At 61.4% G+C, this 18,994-nt stretch carries 18 protein-coding genes and 1 pseudogene; 12 read left to right on the top strand and 7 right to left on the bottom strand.

Annotation, left to right across the window (positions count from 1 at the left end; genetic code table 11):
- Nucleotides 1-11 precede the first annotated feature (11 nt).
- Nucleotides 12-209, bottom strand: coding sequence for a 30S ribosomal protein S21 (rpsU, locus tag VJZ71_21600; protein HKQ50680.1), 198 nt, complete (start codon nucleotides 207-209; stop codon nucleotides 12-14).
- Between the two features lie 308 nt (nucleotides 210-517).
- Between rpsU and VJZ71_21595 the strand changes: the two genes are divergently transcribed.
- The 3 genes from VJZ71_21595 to VJZ71_21585 all read left to right on the top strand — a co-directional run bounded on the left by VJZ71_21595 (nucleotide 518) and on the right by VJZ71_21585 (nucleotide 4,845).
- Nucleotides 518-2,887 (top strand): PEP/pyruvate-binding domain-containing protein, encoded by a 2,370-nt coding sequence (locus VJZ71_21595; GenBank protein ID HKQ50679.1) that lies wholly within the window; start codon nucleotides 518-520, stop codon nucleotides 2,885-2,887.
- A gap of 153 nt (nucleotides 2,888-3,040) precedes the next feature.
- Nucleotides 3,041-3,763, top strand: coding sequence for a PEP-CTERM sorting domain-containing protein (locus tag VJZ71_21590; GenBank protein ID HKQ50678.1), 723 nt, complete (start codon nucleotides 3,041-3,043; stop codon nucleotides 3,761-3,763).
- A gap of 227 nt (nucleotides 3,764-3,990) precedes the next feature.
- A complete protein-coding gene (locus tag VJZ71_21585; protein ID HKQ50677.1) occupies nucleotides 3,991-4,845 on the top strand; it encodes a hypothetical protein in 855 nt (284 codons plus the stop codon).
- A gap of 485 nt (nucleotides 4,846-5,330) precedes the next feature.
- Here the strand turns inward: VJZ71_21585 and VJZ71_21580 are convergent, their stop codons facing one another.
- The gene (locus tag VJZ71_21580) at nucleotides 5,331-6,020 is read right to left on the bottom strand and encodes a DNA alkylation repair protein (protein HKQ50676.1); all 690 of its coding nucleotides are present in this window, start codon (nucleotides 6,018-6,020) and stop codon (nucleotides 5,331-5,333) included.
- Nucleotides 6,021-6,344: 324 nt separating this feature from the next.
- On the opposite strand from VJZ71_21580, the gene VJZ71_21575 reads away from it, so the two are divergent.
- Nucleotides 6,345-7,013 carry a hypothetical protein gene (locus VJZ71_21575; GenBank protein HKQ50675.1) on the top strand — a complete coding sequence of 223 codons (669 nt, stop codon included), beginning with the start codon at nucleotides 6,345-6,347 and terminating at the stop codon, nucleotides 7,011-7,013.
- 18 nt (nucleotides 7,014-7,031) lie between these two features.
- Here VJZ71_21575 and VJZ71_21570 read toward each other — a convergent pair.
- Nucleotides 7,032-7,205: pseudogene (locus VJZ71_21570) on the bottom strand (adenosylhomocysteinase).
- Nucleotides 7,206-7,339: 134 nt separating this feature from the next.
- On the opposite strand from VJZ71_21570, the gene VJZ71_21565 reads away from it, so the two are divergent.
- The 3 genes from VJZ71_21565 (at nucleotide 7,340) to VJZ71_21555 (ending at nucleotide 10,713) form a co-directional block, all read left to right on the top strand.
- Nucleotides 7,340-8,218: a 4-(cytidine 5'-diphospho)-2-C-methyl-D-erythritol kinase gene (locus VJZ71_21565; GenBank protein ID HKQ50674.1), complete on the top strand. Its 879-nt coding sequence runs from the start codon at nucleotides 7,340-7,342 to the stop codon at nucleotides 8,216-8,218.
- A gap of 151 nt (nucleotides 8,219-8,369) precedes the next feature.
- Entirely contained in the window at nucleotides 8,370-9,035 is a 666-nt protein-coding gene (locus tag VJZ71_21560; GenBank protein HKQ50673.1) for a SpoVG family protein, read from the top strand.
- A 262-nt stretch (nucleotides 9,036-9,297) separates the two neighbouring features.
- Nucleotides 9,298-10,713: a hypothetical protein gene (locus tag VJZ71_21555; GenBank protein ID HKQ50672.1), complete on the top strand. Its 1,416-nt coding sequence runs from the start codon at nucleotides 9,298-9,300 to the stop codon at nucleotides 10,711-10,713.
- On the opposite strand, the gene VJZ71_21550 is transcribed toward VJZ71_21555, so the two are convergent.
- Entirely contained in the window at nucleotides 10,703-10,984 is a 282-nt protein-coding gene (locus tag VJZ71_21550; GenBank protein HKQ50671.1) for a hypothetical protein, read from the bottom strand. The genes VJZ71_21555 and VJZ71_21550 overlap by 11 nt on opposite strands.
- 119 nt (nucleotides 10,985-11,103) lie before the next feature.
- Between VJZ71_21550 and VJZ71_21545 the strand changes: the two genes are divergently transcribed.
- From VJZ71_21545 to VJZ71_21535, 3 genes are read left to right on the top strand one after another with little or no spacing between them, the layout of a single operon-like run.
- Nucleotides 11,104-12,027, top strand: a complete 924-nt coding sequence (locus VJZ71_21545) for a hypothetical protein (GenBank protein HKQ50670.1) — start codon at nucleotides 11,104-11,106, stop codon at nucleotides 12,025-12,027.
- A gap of 58 nt (nucleotides 12,028-12,085) precedes the next feature.
- Complete coding sequence (locus VJZ71_21540) at nucleotides 12,086-12,751, top strand: hypothetical protein (protein HKQ50669.1); 666 nt, start codon at nucleotides 12,086-12,088, stop codon at nucleotides 12,749-12,751.
- Nucleotides 12,752-12,793: 42 nt separating this feature from the next.
- Nucleotides 12,794-13,315, top strand: coding sequence for a transcriptional repressor (locus tag VJZ71_21535; protein HKQ50668.1), 522 nt, complete (start codon nucleotides 12,794-12,796; stop codon nucleotides 13,313-13,315).
- Nucleotides 13,316-13,731: 416 nt separating this feature from the next.
- On the opposite strand, the gene VJZ71_21530 is transcribed toward VJZ71_21535, so the two are convergent.
- Nucleotides 13,732-15,393: a hypothetical protein gene (locus VJZ71_21530; GenBank protein ID HKQ50667.1), complete on the bottom strand. Its 1,662-nt coding sequence runs from the start codon at nucleotides 15,391-15,393 to the stop codon at nucleotides 13,732-13,734.
- Nucleotides 15,394-15,688: 295 nt separating this feature from the next.
- Between VJZ71_21530 and VJZ71_21525 the strand changes: the two genes are divergently transcribed.
- Together VJZ71_21525 and VJZ71_21520 are read left to right on the top strand one after the other, a co-directional pair.
- Nucleotides 15,689-16,336 carry an endonuclease/exonuclease/phosphatase family protein gene (locus VJZ71_21525; GenBank protein ID HKQ50666.1) on the top strand — a complete coding sequence of 216 codons (648 nt, stop codon included), beginning with the start codon at nucleotides 15,689-15,691 and terminating at the stop codon, nucleotides 16,334-16,336.
- Between the two features lie 222 nt (nucleotides 16,337-16,558).
- Nucleotides 16,559-18,094 (top strand): glycine--tRNA ligase, encoded by a 1,536-nt coding sequence (locus VJZ71_21520; protein HKQ50665.1) that lies wholly within the window; start codon nucleotides 16,559-16,561, stop codon nucleotides 18,092-18,094.
- Between the two features lie 12 nt (nucleotides 18,095-18,106).
- Here VJZ71_21520 and VJZ71_21515 read toward each other — a convergent pair whose 3' ends face one another.
- Together VJZ71_21515 and VJZ71_21510 are read right to left on the bottom strand one after the other, a co-directional pair.
- Entirely contained in the window at nucleotides 18,107-18,697 is a 591-nt protein-coding gene (locus tag VJZ71_21515) for a hypothetical protein (protein HKQ50664.1), read from the bottom strand.
- Nucleotides 18,698-18,863: 166 nt separating this feature from the next.
- A partial coding sequence (locus VJZ71_21510; GenBank protein ID HKQ50663.1) for an IS5/IS1182 family transposase occupies nucleotides 18,864-18,994 on the bottom strand: 131 nt, incomplete at its 5' end.

Here is an 18,994-nt window from a genome sequence, read left to right as displayed (position 1 = left end):
TTTGGCCGCGACTAGCGAGTTTCGGGCACGCCGAACTTCTGCACACGGCGCTTCGACTTGCGAAGATTGCGGCGATTGCGATCGGAGGGCTTCTCGTAATAAGCCGTCCGCTTCATTTCTCGCAGGACGCCTTCGCGCTCACACAGCTTCTTAAGCCGTCGCATGAGCTGTTGAACGGGTTCATTGGGGCGGGGACGAACCTTGATCATGTGTTGCCGGGTTACACCTTTCAATTTCCGATAGACCAGTCTCGACCCGAGTCTCGGTCACTCCAAGATCACTCAGGCGGACATTAACCCCACCAGTCTAGGGTACTATCGGCGGGGATGCAACGCGGCCATTCACAGGACTCCTGAATACCTCTAAACCGCTTACCGGATTAAACTTAAGGGATAGTCCGTCGCCTATCGCCAACGTCTGAGGCAGTTACAATCGTCATCACGCCCGGCGGGCTGGTGGACGCCGGTCCAAGATACCGCCGGCGAACCGCCGCGAGCTAGGATTTTACATGGCGGGCATGCCCGAACGAATCACTCCGGCTGACCGGCTGGACGAGCATCTCACGCTCAACCCCAACCTTGTGGATCGGATACTGCGCCAGCTTCTCGTCGCCCTGCACGAACGCGGGGTGGTCACCATCGACCAGGTCTATGACGAGGCCCGGATGGCAGCGGGCAACATCGAGCGCGGCGGGAGCTGGTCGGGCGTGAATCCCAACGTCGTGGAGGCGCCGCGGGGCGATTCGCGCGAGCGGGATTTGGTCAACGAGGCCACGCGGCGCTACGCGGCGCAGCATTTCACTCCGCACGAGATCGATGACATCGTGAACCTCGCCCTCAAGCGTGAGGAGGCGGAAAAGCTGCGGGCCATCGTCACGCTCGGCTCGCTTTCTTTCCGGCTTCTCGCCGACACCGTCCGCCGGTTCTGCGCGCTGCCCGAAGGGGAGTCGCAGCTTACGCCGGACGAGGCCATGGGCATTCGTGTCGGCCTGATCCGCCACCTCATCAGCGACCAGCTCGAGTTCATCGCCGTCGCCAAGAAGTTCCTGCGCATCCGCGACATCGAAGAGATCATCAATCGCTCGATCGGGGCCGAGGCCAGCCTGGGCCGGATCGGTGGAAAAGCGGCGGGCATGTTTCTGGCCTCGCGGATCATCGTCGGCCCGAAGCAAAAACCCATCGACGAGATCAAGCAGTACGTCGAACCGATCGCCGTCAGCCAGCCGCAGCGCGCCCCTGCGACTCCCCTCGTCGCCATCCCCGAGTCGTACTACCTTCGCTCCGATGTCATCGAGGACTTCATTGCCTTCAACGGCCTCGGCGAATATCAGAACCAGAAATACAAGACGCCCGACGAGATCCGCAAGGAATACAGGCTGATCAAGTCGGTCTTTCGCAACGCGGAGTTTCCCGCGGGCATCGTCGAGCGGCTGCGTCTCATCCTGCATCAACTCGGCGAACTGCCGCTCATCGTCCGCTCCAGCAGCCTCCTCGAAGACCGCTTCGGCACGGCGTTTAGCGGAAAATACGCCAGCATCTTCCTGCCCAACCAGGGCAGCCCGGAGAAGCGCCTCAAGGCCCTGCTCGGCGCGATCGCCGAGGTCTATGCCAGCGCCCTCGGCCCCGACCCGCTGCTTTACCGTCGCGAGCACGACCTCATCGACTACGACGAGGACATGGCCGTCCTCATCCAGCGCGTCGTCGGTCGCCGCTTCGGACCCTACTTCGCCCCGTGCTTCGCGGGCGTCGCCTTCAGCCGCAACGAATACCGCTGGAGCCCGCGCATCAAGCGCGAAGATGGTCTCATGCGCATCGTCATGGGCCTGGGCACCCGGGCGGTCGATCGCGTCGGCGCGGAGTTCCCCCGCATGGTCGCCCTGGGAATGCCCACGCTGCGGCACGAATCCTCCACCGGTGAAGTCAAGGCCCATTCGCAGCGCTCGATGGATGTCATCAATCTCACCAAGAACCGTCTCGAGGCCGTCTCACTCGAACAGCTCATGCAGCACGCGGCCGAATATCCGCTGCTGGATAAGCTCGTCAGCATCAACCGCGATGGCGTCCTGACGCCGCCGACCGGGACGTACATCGACGCCAACGCGTCGCAACTGTGCATCACCTTCGACAAGCTCATGAGCGAAGGGACCTTCCCCGCGCAGATCCGCGGGATCCTCAAGCGCTTGGAGACCGCCTATGGGGTCCCCGTGGACATCGAATTCGCGCACGACGGCACGCAGCTCTACCTCCTGCAATGCCGCACGCTCAGCCACATCGAGGAGATTCAGGATATCACCATCCCCTCGGATATCCCCGAGGAGCGCACGATCTTCAGCGCCCAGAAGTTCGTCCGCGCAGGTCTCGTCGAGAATATCGAATACGTCGTTTATATCGACCCGCGCGACTACGACAGCGTCCCCAGCCGCGAGAAGCGGACCGCCGTCGCCCGCGTCATCGGCCGACTCAATGAGCGCCTCGCCGGCCGCAACTTTATCCTCATCGGCCCCGGTCGCTGGGGCAGCAACGACATGCTCCTCGGCGTCCCGGTCACCTACGCCGACATCAGCAAGGCGAAGATGCTCATCGAAGTCGCCCGCGAGCGGGACGGCTACGTCCCCGAGGTCTCCTTCGGCACGCACTTCTTCCAGGACCTCGTCGAGGCCAACATCGCCTACCTGCCGCTCTACCCCGACGACCGCCGCAACCGCTTCAACGAGACCTTCCTCAACGACTCGCCCAACGCGCTCAAAGAACTGCTCCCCAAAGACGCCGACTCCGCGAGCGTAGTCCACGTCATCGACGTCCCCGCAGTCAGCGGCGGCCGCCGCCTCCGCGTGGTCATGGACGGCAAGGTGGACAAGGCCCTGGCCTACCTCTACGACGGCTCATAGCGTCGCCCCTTGTGGCTGACGACGCTTCGTAGGGCGGGCTCCGCCCGCCACTTTGCTCTTGCCGTACGCGTGCCACCTACATTAGAATAAATGCCATCGGCCGGACGAGAGTGGCTTTGGTCCCATTAGGGACCCGCTGAAAGGAGGCAATCCATGTGCCGCCGATCCATCGTCTCGTTAGGTGCGCTGCTGTCGATTCTATCCTTGCCGGCCGGAGCCTGGGCCGACCTTCCCTACACCAATTACGTCTGGTTCGAGGCGACCAGCCTGAACCCGCAATCCGGCGTCCTGTCGCAGGGTGCGCAGGAGGCAGACCTGCGGCTCGCGTGCGACACGAGCGCCGGCCCGACGCTGTGCGAGTGGAGTCTCGCGATGCGGATGCACAGCACCCAGCAGTTCGGCGGAATGGGCACGAATCTGCTGGGAGATACCAACAAACACGCGATCGTCAATCTGCTTCACGGTGGTGAGTTTCCATCCGACGGCCATTACTTGTTTACGGAGGTCAATACCGGCGGGACCCTCGCACGACTCAAGGAGGCCAACATTCCCATCCTTCCGGGCCCGATCTATGACCCCACCGATGGTGCGGCCGGAGATTACCTGCTCGCGACGATGACGCTGCGAACCTTCAAGGCGGCCGGAGAAATGACGACCGATGGCATCAATGCCACCATCAACGAGCTGCTCTGGGCGGACGTGAATGAGTCTGGGTCGAACGAGCCAACCTACGTCATGTTTGGAGATGGGCCCGTCCTTGATGGGTCTGTTCAGGGCGGTCTTGCGGAGTGCATCACCATCCGAAACATCCCCGAGCCGGCGACGCTCGCGTTGATCGTCACATCACTTTGCCTTTCGGTGAATCGGCGAAGGTAGCTAGTCTTATGCGTCCGAGCCGTTTTGCGATTATCCCGTTGCTGGCCGGCGTCCTCGTCGAGCCCGTGCATACGCGCGCCGACCTAGTGGTCACGCAGTGGTCTCTAGCATCCGCTGTCCACGCTGATTCTGGCAACAACATTGTTGGATCCAACACCGTCCAAAACCCCTATTTCAACCTAATTCATGCGCAATCTGGAAACTCGTACGCAGACACTTTGTATGACATGTCATGGTCAGGCGACTCCGCGGCCTTCAACATCACGAGCGACCATTACATGGCCCAAATAGACGGGCGTGTCAGCACCGGCGGCCTGATTTATTTTACGCCGAGGTTCGATTCGACCCTGTCCCTCTCCGCCTATTATTACTACGATTGGCCCGCGTCAGTATTCGGTCAGGCCGGATTGGCCATCCTCATCTACGACTTTGCCACCGAGGAGCGAATCTACGATCAGGGAGTCCAGGGCGACAATATCGGCTTCGATCCGCCGCACGGCACGTTAATACTACCCGCCGCGACGGTAGCCCTCATCGCCGGCCACGACTACATCGTCAACATTGAAGCATTGACCGACCAGTTCAACGCGGGCCCGCCGGCTACATCCGGCCAATCCTCCGGCGAAATTCACATTTCCATCACCCCCTGCGCTGAGCCCGCCCCGCCAACAAGCCCGACGGCGACGCCGGACCGCATCTGCGTCGGACAAACGTCAACGCTCACCGCGTCCGTCGGACCGGGACAAACAGTCGATTGGTACACAGGGAGTTGCGGCGATTCGCTTGTACCTTGCGGGGCATCGCCGGTCGTCAGCCCCGCCGCCACGCAAACCTATTACGCGCGGGCTCGAGTCATTTCGTCGGGCTGCGTCGCAGCGACGTGCTCCACCGCAACGGTGACGATCGCCAACGGCACGGGCGATTTTGACGGCGGCGGCGTGCAGGACTCCGACCTGCCCACGTTCGTGGACATCCTCCTCAGCCCCGGAACTCCACAAGACTGTATCGCCGACATGAACGGCGATGGCGCGCCGGACGGCCGCGATGTCCAAATGTGGACGGACGCCCATCTGACGCCATAAAAAAGCCATGGGCTAATCATTTTTCAGGGAACGGCGAGCAAGAGTACCGTTCAGAGGGCAGATGAGGGGGGGAAGCCCCCGTCGCTTTTTTGTCTGGTTCACGGCCAATGGCAAAAGGCCAACGGCTCGTGAGGTCGGACATTCCCCGCGCCGGCCTTGACGCCACGCGTTGGACCGCTCGTGAGAAACTTGTTCTGGGAAGTTCAGTCTTTTTCAGGTTGCCAGGCCCGTTTCAGCCGAACAGCGGAGCCTCGGGTGTTAAGATGGGTAACTCGACCGCGAGATTATCTGGTGGGCAGGCAGGTTGCATCTGTGTCGATCTGCGCCATCTGTGGTTCAGCGTCCTTCCGGCTCCTTCAGCCTTGTTCGCCCACCCAAGGGGTCATGCAGAACAACCCGCAACCCGGGACAGGTTCGATTTTTCGCTTTCTTTCACTATCTTTCGGCCTCTCAGTGCCCTCTGTGTCTCTGTGGTGAACCATCTTTTAGCACCGCGCCGTCATGCGCTTCCGCCCGACGCGGCCCGCCTTGGCGACCTTGGCAATGTATTGGGCCGCATCCGGCACCTTGCAGGCCGTATCGCCCATGTCCACGCTGACCTTGCCGATCTTTTTGGCCACGGCGACGGCCTTGTCCGAAAGCGGCGCGACATACGAGCCGACCGCGATCACAAAGCCGTTCATCGTGTACTTCACGCGGTTGGGCGCTTTGTGAATCGACTTCGCCACGCGGTCCATCAGTTTCTCCAGCCCCTTCAGATCCAACTCGTCATCGGCCCGCACCGACACCATGCTCGACAACGTCGCCCAGCCGGCCGCCGCGATCGTCTCAATCTTCGAGTCGATCCACTCCTTTCCCAGCTCGTACCCGCACTCGCTCTCTCCCGCGACCCACGGCACCGTGTATTCGCTGATCATCCCCCACTGCGCCTGCTTCACCCAGCGCGTCAGGTCCTTCTTCGTCATCCGCGTCTCGTCGGCGATCAGGCCCGCCAGATACTGCGCATCCCCGATGCCGGTCTCATACAGCGCCAGGGCCAGTGCGTGGTCTTTCTTGATCTTCTTCTGATACTTTTTCAGCTCCTCGATCTTGACGCCGAAAAACGGCTCGACCGCCCCGTGCCTGAGCATCGTCCGCTTGTATCCCTCGCTGCCCAGCCTGGCCAGCTCCTTCATGATCTGCCCGCAGCTCAACGTCGTCGTAGCCATCTCCAAACCTCCGGTGATTTCGCCCCTTCTGGGGCGTTAGCGCCCGCCCGCCATGATGATACGGGATTTCTCATCCAGCTTCCGGCGTTAAGACTACACCGATGTCCGGCCCGGTCTACGATCAGTGTGCCCTCAAATTAAGGCGTCGATTAGGCTTTTGACAAACGGGGCAGTGGGTTATGATATCGAAAAGGGCCATCGATCCTCCTCGCAACTGGCCCCGGGCCGGGGAAGAAAGTTGAGGGTCACATGTCTAGTAAGAAATCTAGCAAAACCGTTCGAGCAGGAATCATGGTCATCTTCTGGCCGCTCAGCCTCTTCGTGCTCGGCGGTCTCAACTGCGATCAGACTATGATCAACACCGTCGAACTGAACCCCTCAAAATCGGCCACGATCAATGACTTTGAGGAGGACTGCGACTGTAGCGGTGCCCCGTGCCCTCTGTTTCCATCGGTCACTAACGGGCCCGCGAAGGTCGGGTACGCGCGCAATTACGACGCCGGTTCGGGGCTGTTCGACTGCTCGTGGTGGTGGGCGGAGGTCTACCGCGGAGTCATTCAATTCGACGTGGCGTCGCTAGGCGCCCCGGCCGACCGGATTACTGGCGCCACGCTCGAGTTCGACCTCTCCACTATTTATGACGATCCGATCTTCGCGGACAATTGCCCGAACGACCTCCTCTCCTCGATCTGGATCGTCAACGAACCGTGGGCCCCCAAGCTCACTCTGGCCGCCGATTTCATGACCGGCAATACGTCGAAACCGAATTGCATCGTAAACCACCATTCCGTGGACGCGTCGCAAGTCGTCCGCGATTGGATCAGCGGCGCCCGCCCCAATTTCGGCTTCATGTTCATCGGCTGGGACGAAAGCACCCCCGCCAACGACGAGGTGACGTACGTGACGACGGTGACCAACGTCAAGTTGAAGGTGCTCTACACGGTGCCCGCCATGCCGTAATCGGCGGATGCGCGGGTGTTAAAATCGATAGTGCTCCGGCTTGTACGGGCCATCCGCCGGGATGCCGAGGTAGTCGGCCTGCTTGGGCGTCAGCTTGGTCAGCTTCGCGCCGAGCTTGTCCAGGTGCGGCCGGGCCACACGCTCGTCGAGGTGCTTGGGTAAGTGGGGGACATCTACTTTGTGAACTTCCGCATGCGCCCTTGCGACGCGAAGCCTCCGCTCCCCCGACTCCTCAATCCCCGGCTGCGGTGGCCGGTCGGCTTCGCATGGCCGACGCGTCGTCGTATCATCGATCGGAGGATTAGTACACCGGGCAAGGTGGGATCATGCCGAAAGACCCTGCGCCGATAACCGTCCAGGCCCCCGCGAAGATCAATCTTACCCTTGCCGTGCTTGGGCGGCGGTCGGATGGGTTTCATGAGATCGAGTCGTGGGTCGTGAAGCTGGCGTGGTATGACCGGCTGACGATTGCGCCGGCGCGGGAGTTGAGCCTGCGCCTCGACAGCGAGGCAAACGGATTAGCGGCGGATGACACGAATCTGGTCCTGCGCGCGGCGCGGGCGCTGGCGCTGGCGGAGGAGGCGAATCGCCCGCCGGAGGCTGCGATCGCGCTGGAAAAGCACATTCCGATCGGGGCGGGGCTGGGCGGCGGGAGCAGCGATGCGGCGGCAGCGCTCCGTTCGCTCAACGAACTGTGGGGGCTGCATTGGGGCATCGAGCGCCTACAGGCGGTCGCTGCGCGAATCGGGTCGGACGTTCCGCTCTTTGTCGACCCTGCACCGGCCGTCGTCATCCGCGGCCGGGGTGAGCGTGTGGAGCCGCTTTCGACGTCGCCGCGTTGCTGGGTGGCCGTCGTCGTCCCCGCCTACTCGATTTCCACCGCGGATGTTTATCGCGCGGTGGACGCGCGCGAGGTTCCGCGAAGGACCGGCGCGCAACCGTGGGCGGAACCCTCTCGCTCGGCCGCGCAACTGCAATCGGGGCTGTTCAACGACCTTCAGGAAGCCGCGATGGCTATCGAGCCGAGATTGGCGGGCCTGATCGCCCGACTGGACGGATTGGACGGACGGCGGGTCCACATGACCGGGAGCGGAAGCTGCCTGTTTGCCCTTTTTGCTGATCGCTCGGAGGCCCGGATGTGGGCTCACGCCGCGCAGACGGCGGCGGGCCAGTCTATCCGGATCGAGGTCGTCGAGATGCTATGAGGCCGAAGTGGCGGCGGGCCACGACATCGATTAGAGTTGTCGGGTAAGTGGTGGGCGGTCGCCAGATAGTAGTGATGAAAGGAGGCGGCGGCCGTAGCGGCGGGATAGCACAATGAATTGAACGGTCGGGACTCTGGGCGAGGCTGACGAGATGAACATCACAGAGATCCGAGTCAAGCTGGTGGGGAGCAATACGGAACGGCTGAAGGCGTTTTGCAGTGTCACGCTGGACGACGCCATCGTGATCCGCGACCTGAAGATCATCGAGGGCACGAACGGGCCCTTTGTGGCCATGCCTTCGCGAAAGCTGGCGGATCGCTGCCCCAAGTGTGGTTCGAAGAATCACTTGCGAGCCCGGTTCTGCAATGAGTGCGGCGCTCGCTTGGCGGAGAATCGCGCCCCGCGTGAGCAGGATGGCCGCGTCAAGCTTCATGCGGATGTGGCCCATCCGATCAACATGACGGGGCGCGAGCAGCTCCAGCGCGAGGTCATCGCCGCTTTTGAACAGGAACTCGCCCGCTCCGGCGAGCCGGATTACAAGCCGCAACAGGTTGATTTTGACGACTTCGGGCCTTCAGAATACGACGATTTGATCTCCGAACTAAAGGAAACAGTGGGGCAAAGAGGAACGCGCCGAGAGACATCCGCCCCCCGGAACGAGCCGTCTCCCGCGCCCCCGGGGCCGATCGGGGCATCGACGGCACCGCCGAGGAGAACGCCGCCTCCCCAGCCTGTGCGTCCACCTGCACCGCCGAAGACACCTCCCTTGCAGACCGCCGATCGACCGCAAGATCCGTTCAGCGCGGGAATCCTCTAAGAACGCCTGGATTCGCATGTCGGACATATGGGTGCGACGTACAAATTCACCTGTAAGCGGGTGACCCGGGGACAAATTCCCCTGGACGGGTTGATTTCGGAGTCCTGACTGGAGAAAATCTGGGGAGGCATGGACGGCGATGCATAGAATTTCCGACCCACCAGCCAGATATCGTGGTTGAGCTTACCAGGGGCGTTTTTCAATGAATAAATCCGTATCAGGACGGAGTTGGTCTACACGGAACGTCCTTTGCATCGCCCTCATGGGTCTGCTTGTCGCGACAGTGTCCCCGGCGCCGGTCTTTGGCGACGAGGTCTCGGTCAAGAATGATTCCGTCGTTGATGGAAGCACCGCCGTCCTTCAGCTTGGGTTTGATCCCGGCGAAAGCGCCGCCGCATGGCTGACGTCCCCCTGTAATGGCGAAATCGTCGCCGTGCAGGTCTTTTGGAAGTCCGCGTCGGGCGGCGCGCCGCCGAGCCTCGAATCCAGCATCCACATTTTTCAGGCGGGGACCTTTCCTGTTCCCGGTCCCAGTCTCGCGTTCCTGGAAGGCCCGGTCATGACCGATGGCGTGCTTAACGAGTTTCGTTACTTGGACGAGGAACAGACCATACCGATTGAAGTCCCCGTCGCGAACGGCCAGGTTTTCGTTGTTTCATTTAAGTTCGATAGTAATCCCAGCGGGGCCAATGGCGGTCCGACGGTTGTAACGGACAGTAACGGCTGCCAGAATGGAAAAAACGCGATCGATGGCATCGGGGTTGGGTGGTTCAATCCTTGTGCGATCGGCATGAGCGGCGATTTCATGATCCGCGCCGTGGTCGAATGCCCAGCCGCGACCGGCGCGTGCTGTCTGCCTAATGGCACCTGCAATCCCAGCATGTCCGCGAGCCTGTGCACTTCGGCGGGTGGCACTTTTCAGGGAATCGACAGCATCTGTCCGCCGAGCTGCCCGATCCTGACCGGCGCCTGCTGCAAGCCGGACGGCAGCTGCGTGGGAGGCGTCACTCAATCCGTCTGTCAGGGCACGCATCTGGGCACTTATCAAGGCCACGGCACGAATTGCGGCACCGTCAACTGTCCACAGCCTCCGCAGGCCTGCTGCAACCCGGCCAACGGATTCTGTTCGATGCAGGTTCCCGATACCTGCATCAACTTTAACGGCGTCCCCCAGGGAGCGGGCACTGTTTGCGTCGGCACCAGCTCCAACCAGTGCCCTCGTGGCGCCTGCTGCCTGCCGAGCGGCCAATGCGCGGAGAACAAGACGCCGGTCGAGTGCGCTTCGATGAGCGGCGCGTATCAAGGTACGGGTACGACCTGTGCGCAGGCCAACTGTCCGCAACCCCAGGGGGCGTGCTGCCTGACCGGTGGGGGCTGTACGGTCTCGGATCAGACAACTTGCGAAGGCTTCGGGCACGAGTGGATGGGGAGCGGCACGGATTGCTCGGACTTGAATGGTAACACGATCGCCGACGCCTGTGAGAGCTGCGACCCGCCGGACGGAAACATGAGCGGAGACGCGGTCACGGATGGCCGGGACGTGGGCTATTTTGTCGCGGCCCTCCTGGCGATGTCCACCAATGAAGGCGACTTGTGTCATGGCGATTTCGTGGTCGACGGGATCATCCTGGACGACGACATCCCGGGAATGGTGGACCGGCTCCTGGTCAACCCGTAATTACGTCGTCCAGCGCGGACACGCTGATCACCACGTGCGCGGCCACGAAAAGCCGCCGACGGTTCGCCCGGATCCCCTGGAGTTTTGCCTCGCAGGCGTAGTGCTCTTTGGTGTCGTGGCCCTCGCTGCGATCGCGAAGATCGGCGTCCGCCAGCCAGAATCCATCGGGACGGATTTCTTCGAGCGTCCCCAGAAACATGATTGGCCCCGCCGTGTCCAGGACGACCTGGCGTCCGACAAATTCACAAAAACTCGAAGGTTTTCGGGCCATAGGGTCAATCTCACCTTGCGCTCCAACGGCCTCACCGTAGCCTGAAGGGCGTCCCTAGGGTAGGATTGTTGAAGCGCTGCGGCAACCACCCCGGCGCCGCAGAGGATCCAATGGCTCGGGTGAGAACAACCGACACGTGCTGGCTGCTTGCGGGGTTGGTCCTGATCGTCTCGGTCGGCACCCTCGTCGCCCGTGCGACGTACGCGCAGCCAATGGATGATTCGCAAGATCCCAAGGTGGGCCAGCCCGCCGAGGCGGAAGACCCGCCGGCGGACGACGATGCGCTCAGCTCCCGCTACCTTCGCAAGCTTACGAAATCGGAAATCAACCGAATCCGCTTCCTGGAGCTGCGTGGGATGCGCTTGACGCAGGCCGAGCAGCCCGATCGCGTGACCGTCAAAGTTCCGCAGGCCGTCGTGGATGACTTCCTGCTGGAGATGCAGGGGGAGCCCGATTTCTCGAACGAGGCCGCCCGCCGCGAGTTTCGTAAGCTGACGCCGCCCCAGAAGCTGCATATCATCGCCAAACGCAAGGGCGAGGCGTATGCCGACAAGATTGAAATTCAGTCCGACCCCGAGGTCTTTGTCGAGTTTCGCAAGCACGTCATGCCGACCATCATTCGAGGCTGTGCCATGGCCGGCTGCCATGCGCCGGGGATGGAGCAGGAGACGCGATTCTCGCTATTCAAGGACCCCAAGAAGGCCGCGAATACCACTTATGCGAACTTCGTCGTTCTCAATGAACTTGCCGTCGAGGAGTATCCGCTCATCAATCGCTCCCAGCCGGAAAACTCGCTGCTCTTGAGCTACATGCTTCCCATCAAAGACGTGCGACCTGGTATGCGCCATCCCGGCACGGAGCAATTGCGGCCGCTTTACCAATCGCGAAATGCCCCGGCGTACCGGAGGATTGAACGCTGGATCGCGTCGCTCAAGCATCCGAAGTCCGATTACGGCGTTCGCCTGCTTCCCGGGGGCGATGCGCCGGCCAGGGAAGCGGCGGGGCCTCCCACGTCTCAACCCCAACAGCAGTCGGAACCATGATGCCGCCGGAGCGCATTCACGATTCCGCGAGCCCCTTACTCCTTGGTCCCTTCGTCCCTTGAGTCTCGTTCTCATTATCGCCGGTTGGTCACTGGCCCTCATCGCGGCCTCGACGCTCGTCTGGCACCGCCGCCGGGAAGGCGCCGCACGATTTGCATGGGCTCGCGAGAACAAGCTCGAACTTTACCCGGGCCGATCCCGGGAGTTAATGATGCAACTGGGTGAACTCGCGCTGTTTAAGGTGGGCCATAGCCGCCGAATGGAGGCGGCGTTCGTCCTGCCCGGCGGCGGATTGGCCTTTTGCTACGCTTGTCAGACCGGCTTTGACCAGGATCGATTTCGTCATGCCTGGATCGTCGCGGCCTTGGAAGTCGATCACGACGCCGGCCGGGCCGTCATTACGACTCAGGATTGGCTCCGCGCGGCCGCTCACGCGACGTCGCGGCGGACCCTTTCGCTGGGCACGGGCGACTCGCAGGATCAAGTCGCTATTGTGGAAGACGCCGACACCTGGCGACGGCGACTGGAAGGCCCTATCGGGCGTTGGTTGAAGACGCAGTCCGCAGAACGAAGCTGGGAATTTTTCCCCGGATGGGTCGTGGGTTACGAGCCAGGCAGCGCCGAAGGAAGGCCGCTCCTGGCTTTGACCGCCGCGGCCAGGGAGTTGGCGGAGTTGGTGGCGGGCGAACGCGCGGAGTTAGACGCGCCCTCCACCGTCGACTAGAGTCATCGGCGGTGCAAAGGCCGCCGCGAGAGGCAACCGAGAATGGCCCGGGAAGTCAATGAAGACGTCGTCGCCACCGCGGAGAATGTCTTTCATGAATTCCTCCGCGATCGCGGCTTGAAATACACCGATGAGCGGCGGCGCATCGTTCGCGCGGTGATGCACAACGACGAGCATTTCGAGGCCGAGCAGCTCCTCCTCGACATGCGCCAGGGGGATGCTCGCGTGGGCAAGGCCACCATCTATCGCACGCTAAAGCTTCTCGTCGGATGCGGCATTGTCAAAGAGGTGCATTTCTCGAACAAGCAGGTCCATTACGAACATACTTACGGCCAGGACCCGCACGATCACATGGTCTGTCGGCGCTGCGGGCGGATCATCGAGTTCGATGCCCGCGACGTCGTGCGCCTCCGCGCGGCCCTGGCGGCCCAGGCCAGGTTCCATGCGCTGTCGCACCGGTTTTCCATCACGGGCCTGTGCGAGGCCTGCGTCAAGGCCTGTCCGGTCGGGATCACGGCGCGCATGCTGACGCGCGAACCGACGGCGAGGCCGAGGCGGAGGTAAAGCTTCCCTCCGACGCGCGGTTGCGCAAGCTCGCGATGCGGATGCTGTCGACGCGGACTTGTTTTCCCGTTCTAGCAAAGCGCCAGATAGGTGAAGAACGCCAGGAGGATGATCTTCGCACGGCGGCGAAACGCCTCCACCAGCCAATCTGCGGCGACGATGACCATGACGTGTTCCCCCTCGCCTGACACGAAACCGATGGGTCGCGTAGTCGGGCCTCTCTCGCTCCGCTGGGCCAGAGAGGCAGGTGAAATGCCGGGCAGGTGGATCGACGCCCCGTTCCGCCGTGAATCGTGTTGGTCGCGAGGTGGGGCGAGTTTTTTCGGTCCTTGGCGCGGAGTGAAACCGTACGGTCTGTGGCGACGCGTTGATTTGCGGCGACGGCGCGTTGATTCAGAGGTCAGTGGCGGAGGGTCTCAATGGCCCTGAACGCACAGGCAGCTTGTACCGATCTTGATGTCCGCCCGGGCCCAGACTGTATCGAAGCGCTTCCTCGCGTCGGCCGCCTCGGCGGTCCTTTCCTGCGCATCCAGGCATTGAGCAAGGCCGAAGAGCGACCACGCGTTATCCGGCCAGTTCTTCAGGTCCTCGCGGTAGACCTGCTCCGCCTCGGCGTAACGCTTGGCGTTCACGAGCACCGCTCCCAGCGTGTGCCGCAGGGGCTGCACCCACTCCGGTGGCTCCATGTAAAGCAGCTCGTCCTCCAGGCGAACGCCTTCGCGCAGGAGCCGCACCGCCTCCTCGATGTCTCCGCGCCGGAAGGCGATCTCTCCGGCCAGCATGTGATCCGCAATCGACAACACCTTGTGCGCGGGGTTGATCGCCATAAGGGCGTCCTTGGGCACCTTGGCAACCGCTGCCCTGAACTTCTCCTGCTCGCGAGACGCTCGTTTGAGGTTTCCCTTGGCCGCGTAGGCCAGACCGCGGGTGAAGAGGTGCATGGCCCGCGTGATCGGCAGATTCCTGGGCGGCGACGGTTCGCGGAGGATATCGTCCCACCGGCCGAAACGCTTGAGGACGTCGAGCGCGATCATCATGTAGGGGTCGACGAACTGCGGCTGATCCCGGAGAAAATCAGGCGGGACGTTGGCAATCATCGTCCGCGCCGCGTCCAAGGCTACCTGTCTCCGGCCTTCCATCATCGCCGCAAAGGCCAGAAAGTGGTGGTTGTGCGCCATGTAGACGTTGTTGAAGCCTTGCCGCGGCGAGACCTTTCGATACGCGGCGTCCGCGCGGATGGCCGCTTCGTTCTGGTCCGACGCCTTCGCCCACCGACCGACCTGCACGTCGATATGAGACGGCATGTGGACGAGATGACCCGACGCCGGGACAAGAGTGCGCAATAATTCCGCCGAAGCATCGGCTTTTTCCGGAAACGGCGACGCCTCAGTCGCATGAATGTAAAGGTGATTCGCCCCGGGGTGCTGCGGGTTGATCTTGAGCGCGTGCTCCAGGACCGCGAGAATCTCCTCGGTCCTTCCCTTGGGCTGCCCGTCGCGCGTCCAAAGATCCCACGGTTGCAAATCCATCAGCGACTCGGCGTAGAGCGTGCCGTTGTCGGCATCGTTGATGTCCAGTTCATGCACCACTTTCATCGCCGCGGCGTAGGCCTCGTCCAGATTTCGTCGATCGCTCGGCGGGTTGGCCGCATAGCGGGCCGCCAGCGCCTCGATCAACTGCGACTCCAGGTAACTTGCATTGTCGCGAAGCGCCATCGCTTTCTGAATCGCCTCCCATGCGTCCCGCGATTGCTTTTCGGTCATGACCGGGTTGTTGATGTGTGGCCCGTTGCACAAGGCGATGCCCCACCAGGCCATCGCGCAATAGGGATCAAGCCGCGCCGCCTCGCGAAACGAGCGGATCGCCTCGTCGTGGTTGAAGGCATAGGCCCAGGTCATGCCCTGGTTGAAGTAATCCCGGGCCTCAAACGACGTGGTGGTGATTGCTCGCTGGTGATGGCCGAGACCGTCGAACAGCGGCGGCGGCGAATCGTCCGTCTGGACAATCTTCTGCGGCACGTTGCAGGCCATGTCCACGCCTGAAAGAAGCAACATAAATAGAAATAGTCGTCGTTGCATGGCACACTCACCGAAATATGGCAGGTCCTATCCGGCAATAGTAGACCGGCAGAGGTCTATTGGGCAACTCGAGGTTTTACGTGAAGGAGTGGGGAGAGAAAGGCCGGGAATCATGATCGATGCTCCGCGAGCGAGGCCACGATCGAAGCGGAGGCTGATCGCCGCGTTTTTGATGCTCGCGATTGCCGGGATCGCAGCCACTGTCACCTATCCGCGATGGGGTTGGCGAATCGACGCACTTCGTGAGACCCCGCTTTCGGGGCCATGGAGTACACCCGGACGGCCAATCACCCTTATGACTTTCAACATCAAGTTCGGCGAGCGGCTGGACGAGGCGCTCGACGTGATCCGCGCGGCGCAGCCGGACGTGGCGTGCCTGCAGGAAATCAAGCCCAGTCAAGTCTCCTACATTGAGGACAATCTTGGAGTGAATGGCTATTGGGCGCCGTCATCAAACCTCATCGGCGACGCGGCGTGGGGCAACGCGGTCTTCGCCCGGGGGAGGCTGGACCAGGTTCAATCACTCCGCGTGCCGGGCGGAGGGGCGTTCGGCGTTTGGGCAACGGTGGAGATGGACGGCGGCCGTTTCATTGTCGCCTCGGTGCACCTGATGCACGCTAAGCGGAAATATGGCGGGATCCTGGAGCGGATTCGGGAGACCGAGGCGATGTTGGATGCACACCGTCGCCTGGAGGCCCCGGCCATTATCGCGGGTGACTTCAACGAACCAGCTTGGGGAGCCGTCCACCGGTTGCTTCGCGGTCGTTTCATCGATGCCGGCCAGGAGAGCGGCAACACCCTGCCTGCCGGTTTTCCGATCGCCCGCGTGGATTACGTCTTTTGTTCTGACGATTGGGAACCGGAATCTGCGCGGACGGCCGCGACCACGATCTCGGATCATCGCCCGGTGGTCGTCGTCCTCACCCCAAACCTCAAGAACTAACCAAAGCCGGATTTGGTTCCGGGCCGAATTGTTATTATGATGGCCGGTTTCTGCGCGGCCCGATCAGAGCCGCAGCTTGCCCGCCGTGGCGGGACCGAGAGGGAGCGCCTGGTGGCAATCGAACGGGGTCACTCATTTGATACTGAGCCGTGAACGCCAGCTTGAACATCTGTGTTTATCTGCGTTTATCTGCGGATAATTTTTGAATATTGAAAGGCACACATGCCCAAAGACGCGACCAAAATGGAAAAGATCGTCGCCCTGTGCAAGCGGCGGGGCTTCATCTTTCAATCGAGCGAGATTTACGGCGGCATCAACGGCTTCTGGGACTACGGGCCGCTCGGTGTTGAACTCAAACGCAACATCAAAGAGGCCTGGTGGCAGGACATGGTCAAGAACCCGCCGACCGGCCCGGACGGGAAAGAGATTTCGATGGTCGGCGTGGACTGCTCGATCATCATGAACCCGAAGGTCTGGGTGGCGAGCGGTCATGCGACGGGGTTTGCGGATCCCATGGTAGATTGCAAGGAATGTAAGGGACGGTTTCGCGCTGACAAAGTCTTTCACATTGCCCTCTACCGACCCGACCAAGCCGTTCCATTCGCCGCTTGTGCGGTCCAGGCCGAGAGCGCCGCAAGCGCCGTTGAGGAATGTCAGCCCCAGGCGGTCAAACTTTCGAAGAAGCATGGTGGCGGTGAATTTACCGCTAATGCTGTTGGGCTCATTGAATGGCAGGGTGCCAACAAGGAAGCCTACATGAGAATGAACTGTCCCAATTGTGGAGCCGCTGGGACATTGACGGAACCGCGCGCATTCAACCTTATGTTTGAAACGTTCATCGGAGCGTTGCGCGACGCCGAGAACACAGCCTTCCTTCGCCCCGAGACCGCCCAGGGCATCTTCGCCAACTTCAAGAACGTCTGCGACTCGACGCGCGTGAAGATTCCCTTCGGCATCGCCCAGGTCGGCAAGGCCTTTCGCAACGAGATCAACCCCCGCAATTATACCTTCCGGTCCCGCGAGTTCGAGCAGATGGAGATCGAGTTCTTCTGCCACGACAAGGACGCGATGAAGTGGTGGAAATGGTGGCGGGATGTGCGGATCAACTGGTACAAGTCGCTCGGCCTCAAGAGTGAGAACCTCAAGCCGCGCAATCAGGAGGGCAAGGAACTCGCCCACTATTCCAAGGCCTGCACGGACATCGAGTATTTCTTCCCCTTCGCGGACGAGCCGCAGGAGCTGGAGGGCGTCGCCCATCGCGGCTGCTTCGACCTGACGCAGCACCAGCAGCACAGCGGCAAGGACCTGTCGTATTTCGACGACGAATCCAAGGAACGCTTCACCCCCACGGTCATCGAACCCTCCGCCGGGGCCGACCGCAGCACGCTGGCCTTCATCTGCGAGGCATACAGCGTCGATGAATCGCGCCCCAGCCCGGAGCTGATGCGCTTCCACCCGCGTCTCGCCCCGATCAAGGCCGCCGTCTTCCCGCTCGTCAACAAGGACGGTCTTCCGGAGATCGCCGAGCCGATTTTCCGCGAGATCAAGAAGCAGTTTACCTGCCAGTTCGACGCGAAGGCGTCCATCGGCAAGCGCTACGCCCGCATGGACGAAGCCGGCACGCCGTTTTGCTTCACGATCGACGGGCAGACGAAGGACGACGGCACCGTGACCGTGCGCGATCGCGACACCGGCGCGCAAGATCGAATCGACAAGACCAGGTGCCTCGATTTCCTCCGCGACAAACTAAAGATGTAGAAGTTGGGCGACCTATTTACGCATCGGGCGGCGCCTTATCGTCACGACAAGCGCGCACATCATGAAAAAAGTAGCTGGCTCAGGAGTTGGATACTCAACTACATAGCCGCCATCAAGCGGGTGGTTTTGGGTCACGTCATTCCAAAGTCCAATCGCCGGATTCACGTCGCCACGGAAGGTAAGAGCGCTTTCGGGACCGAACGGTCCGCTGTTATTCGGTTCTCCAGGGGCCCAATTTGTGTATGACCAAGGCTCTCCGGTCACCCATTGCCAACCGCCGGCTGGTTCCTGGCTCTCAGAGATTTGAAAGCCTCCTAGCGAGTATTTAATTAACGCGGCCCCGCCGAGGTTGTTAATAATAAACCCGTTTTCCGCGGCCGACGTGATCGTGGCCAAGTAACCGTCGACACCGGAATAGGTGCGGTTTTCGGCCGCTACTCGCGCCTGATCCCAAGTCAATCCTAAATCGTCAACCCGTTCGTAGTAATGGTCGTTCCCTCCATTAAGCGAGGACCAAAGCACAATACTGCCTTTGGCGTCACCGGTCCAAGCTAGGCAAATGGCAGGTGTCATCGCGAAGCTCCACAGAGTACATTTCTTCATGTTGAACTTCTCCTCCCCATTTGAATGCCTCGAAACGCCTTAAATATTAGCGAATTTGAGGGAATGGATCAAGGATTCTTGCGATTTAGTGCGACGAAGTCTCCGCCTTCCTTAGGAGCCCTGCGCTGCGCGACGGCGATATCGACGCACAAGACTCTAAGAGTCCCTAAAAGTACCCATTCTTTAATCGTCGCCAACAGATCAAGGCGCAGCCCAGTGTGAGAAATGCCGTATGGATGTCAGCGCGACGATCATAGCGAATTCGAAGGCGTCGGAATTGGCGCAGCCAACTGATCG

The organism is Phycisphaerae bacterium (assembly GCA_035275405.1).
Classification (GTDB): Bacteria; Planctomycetota; Phycisphaerae; order UBA1845; family UTPLA1; genus DATEMU01.
The sequence above is the reverse complement of the archived record's forward strand: the minus strand, read 5'-3'. Positions and strand labels throughout refer to the sequence as shown.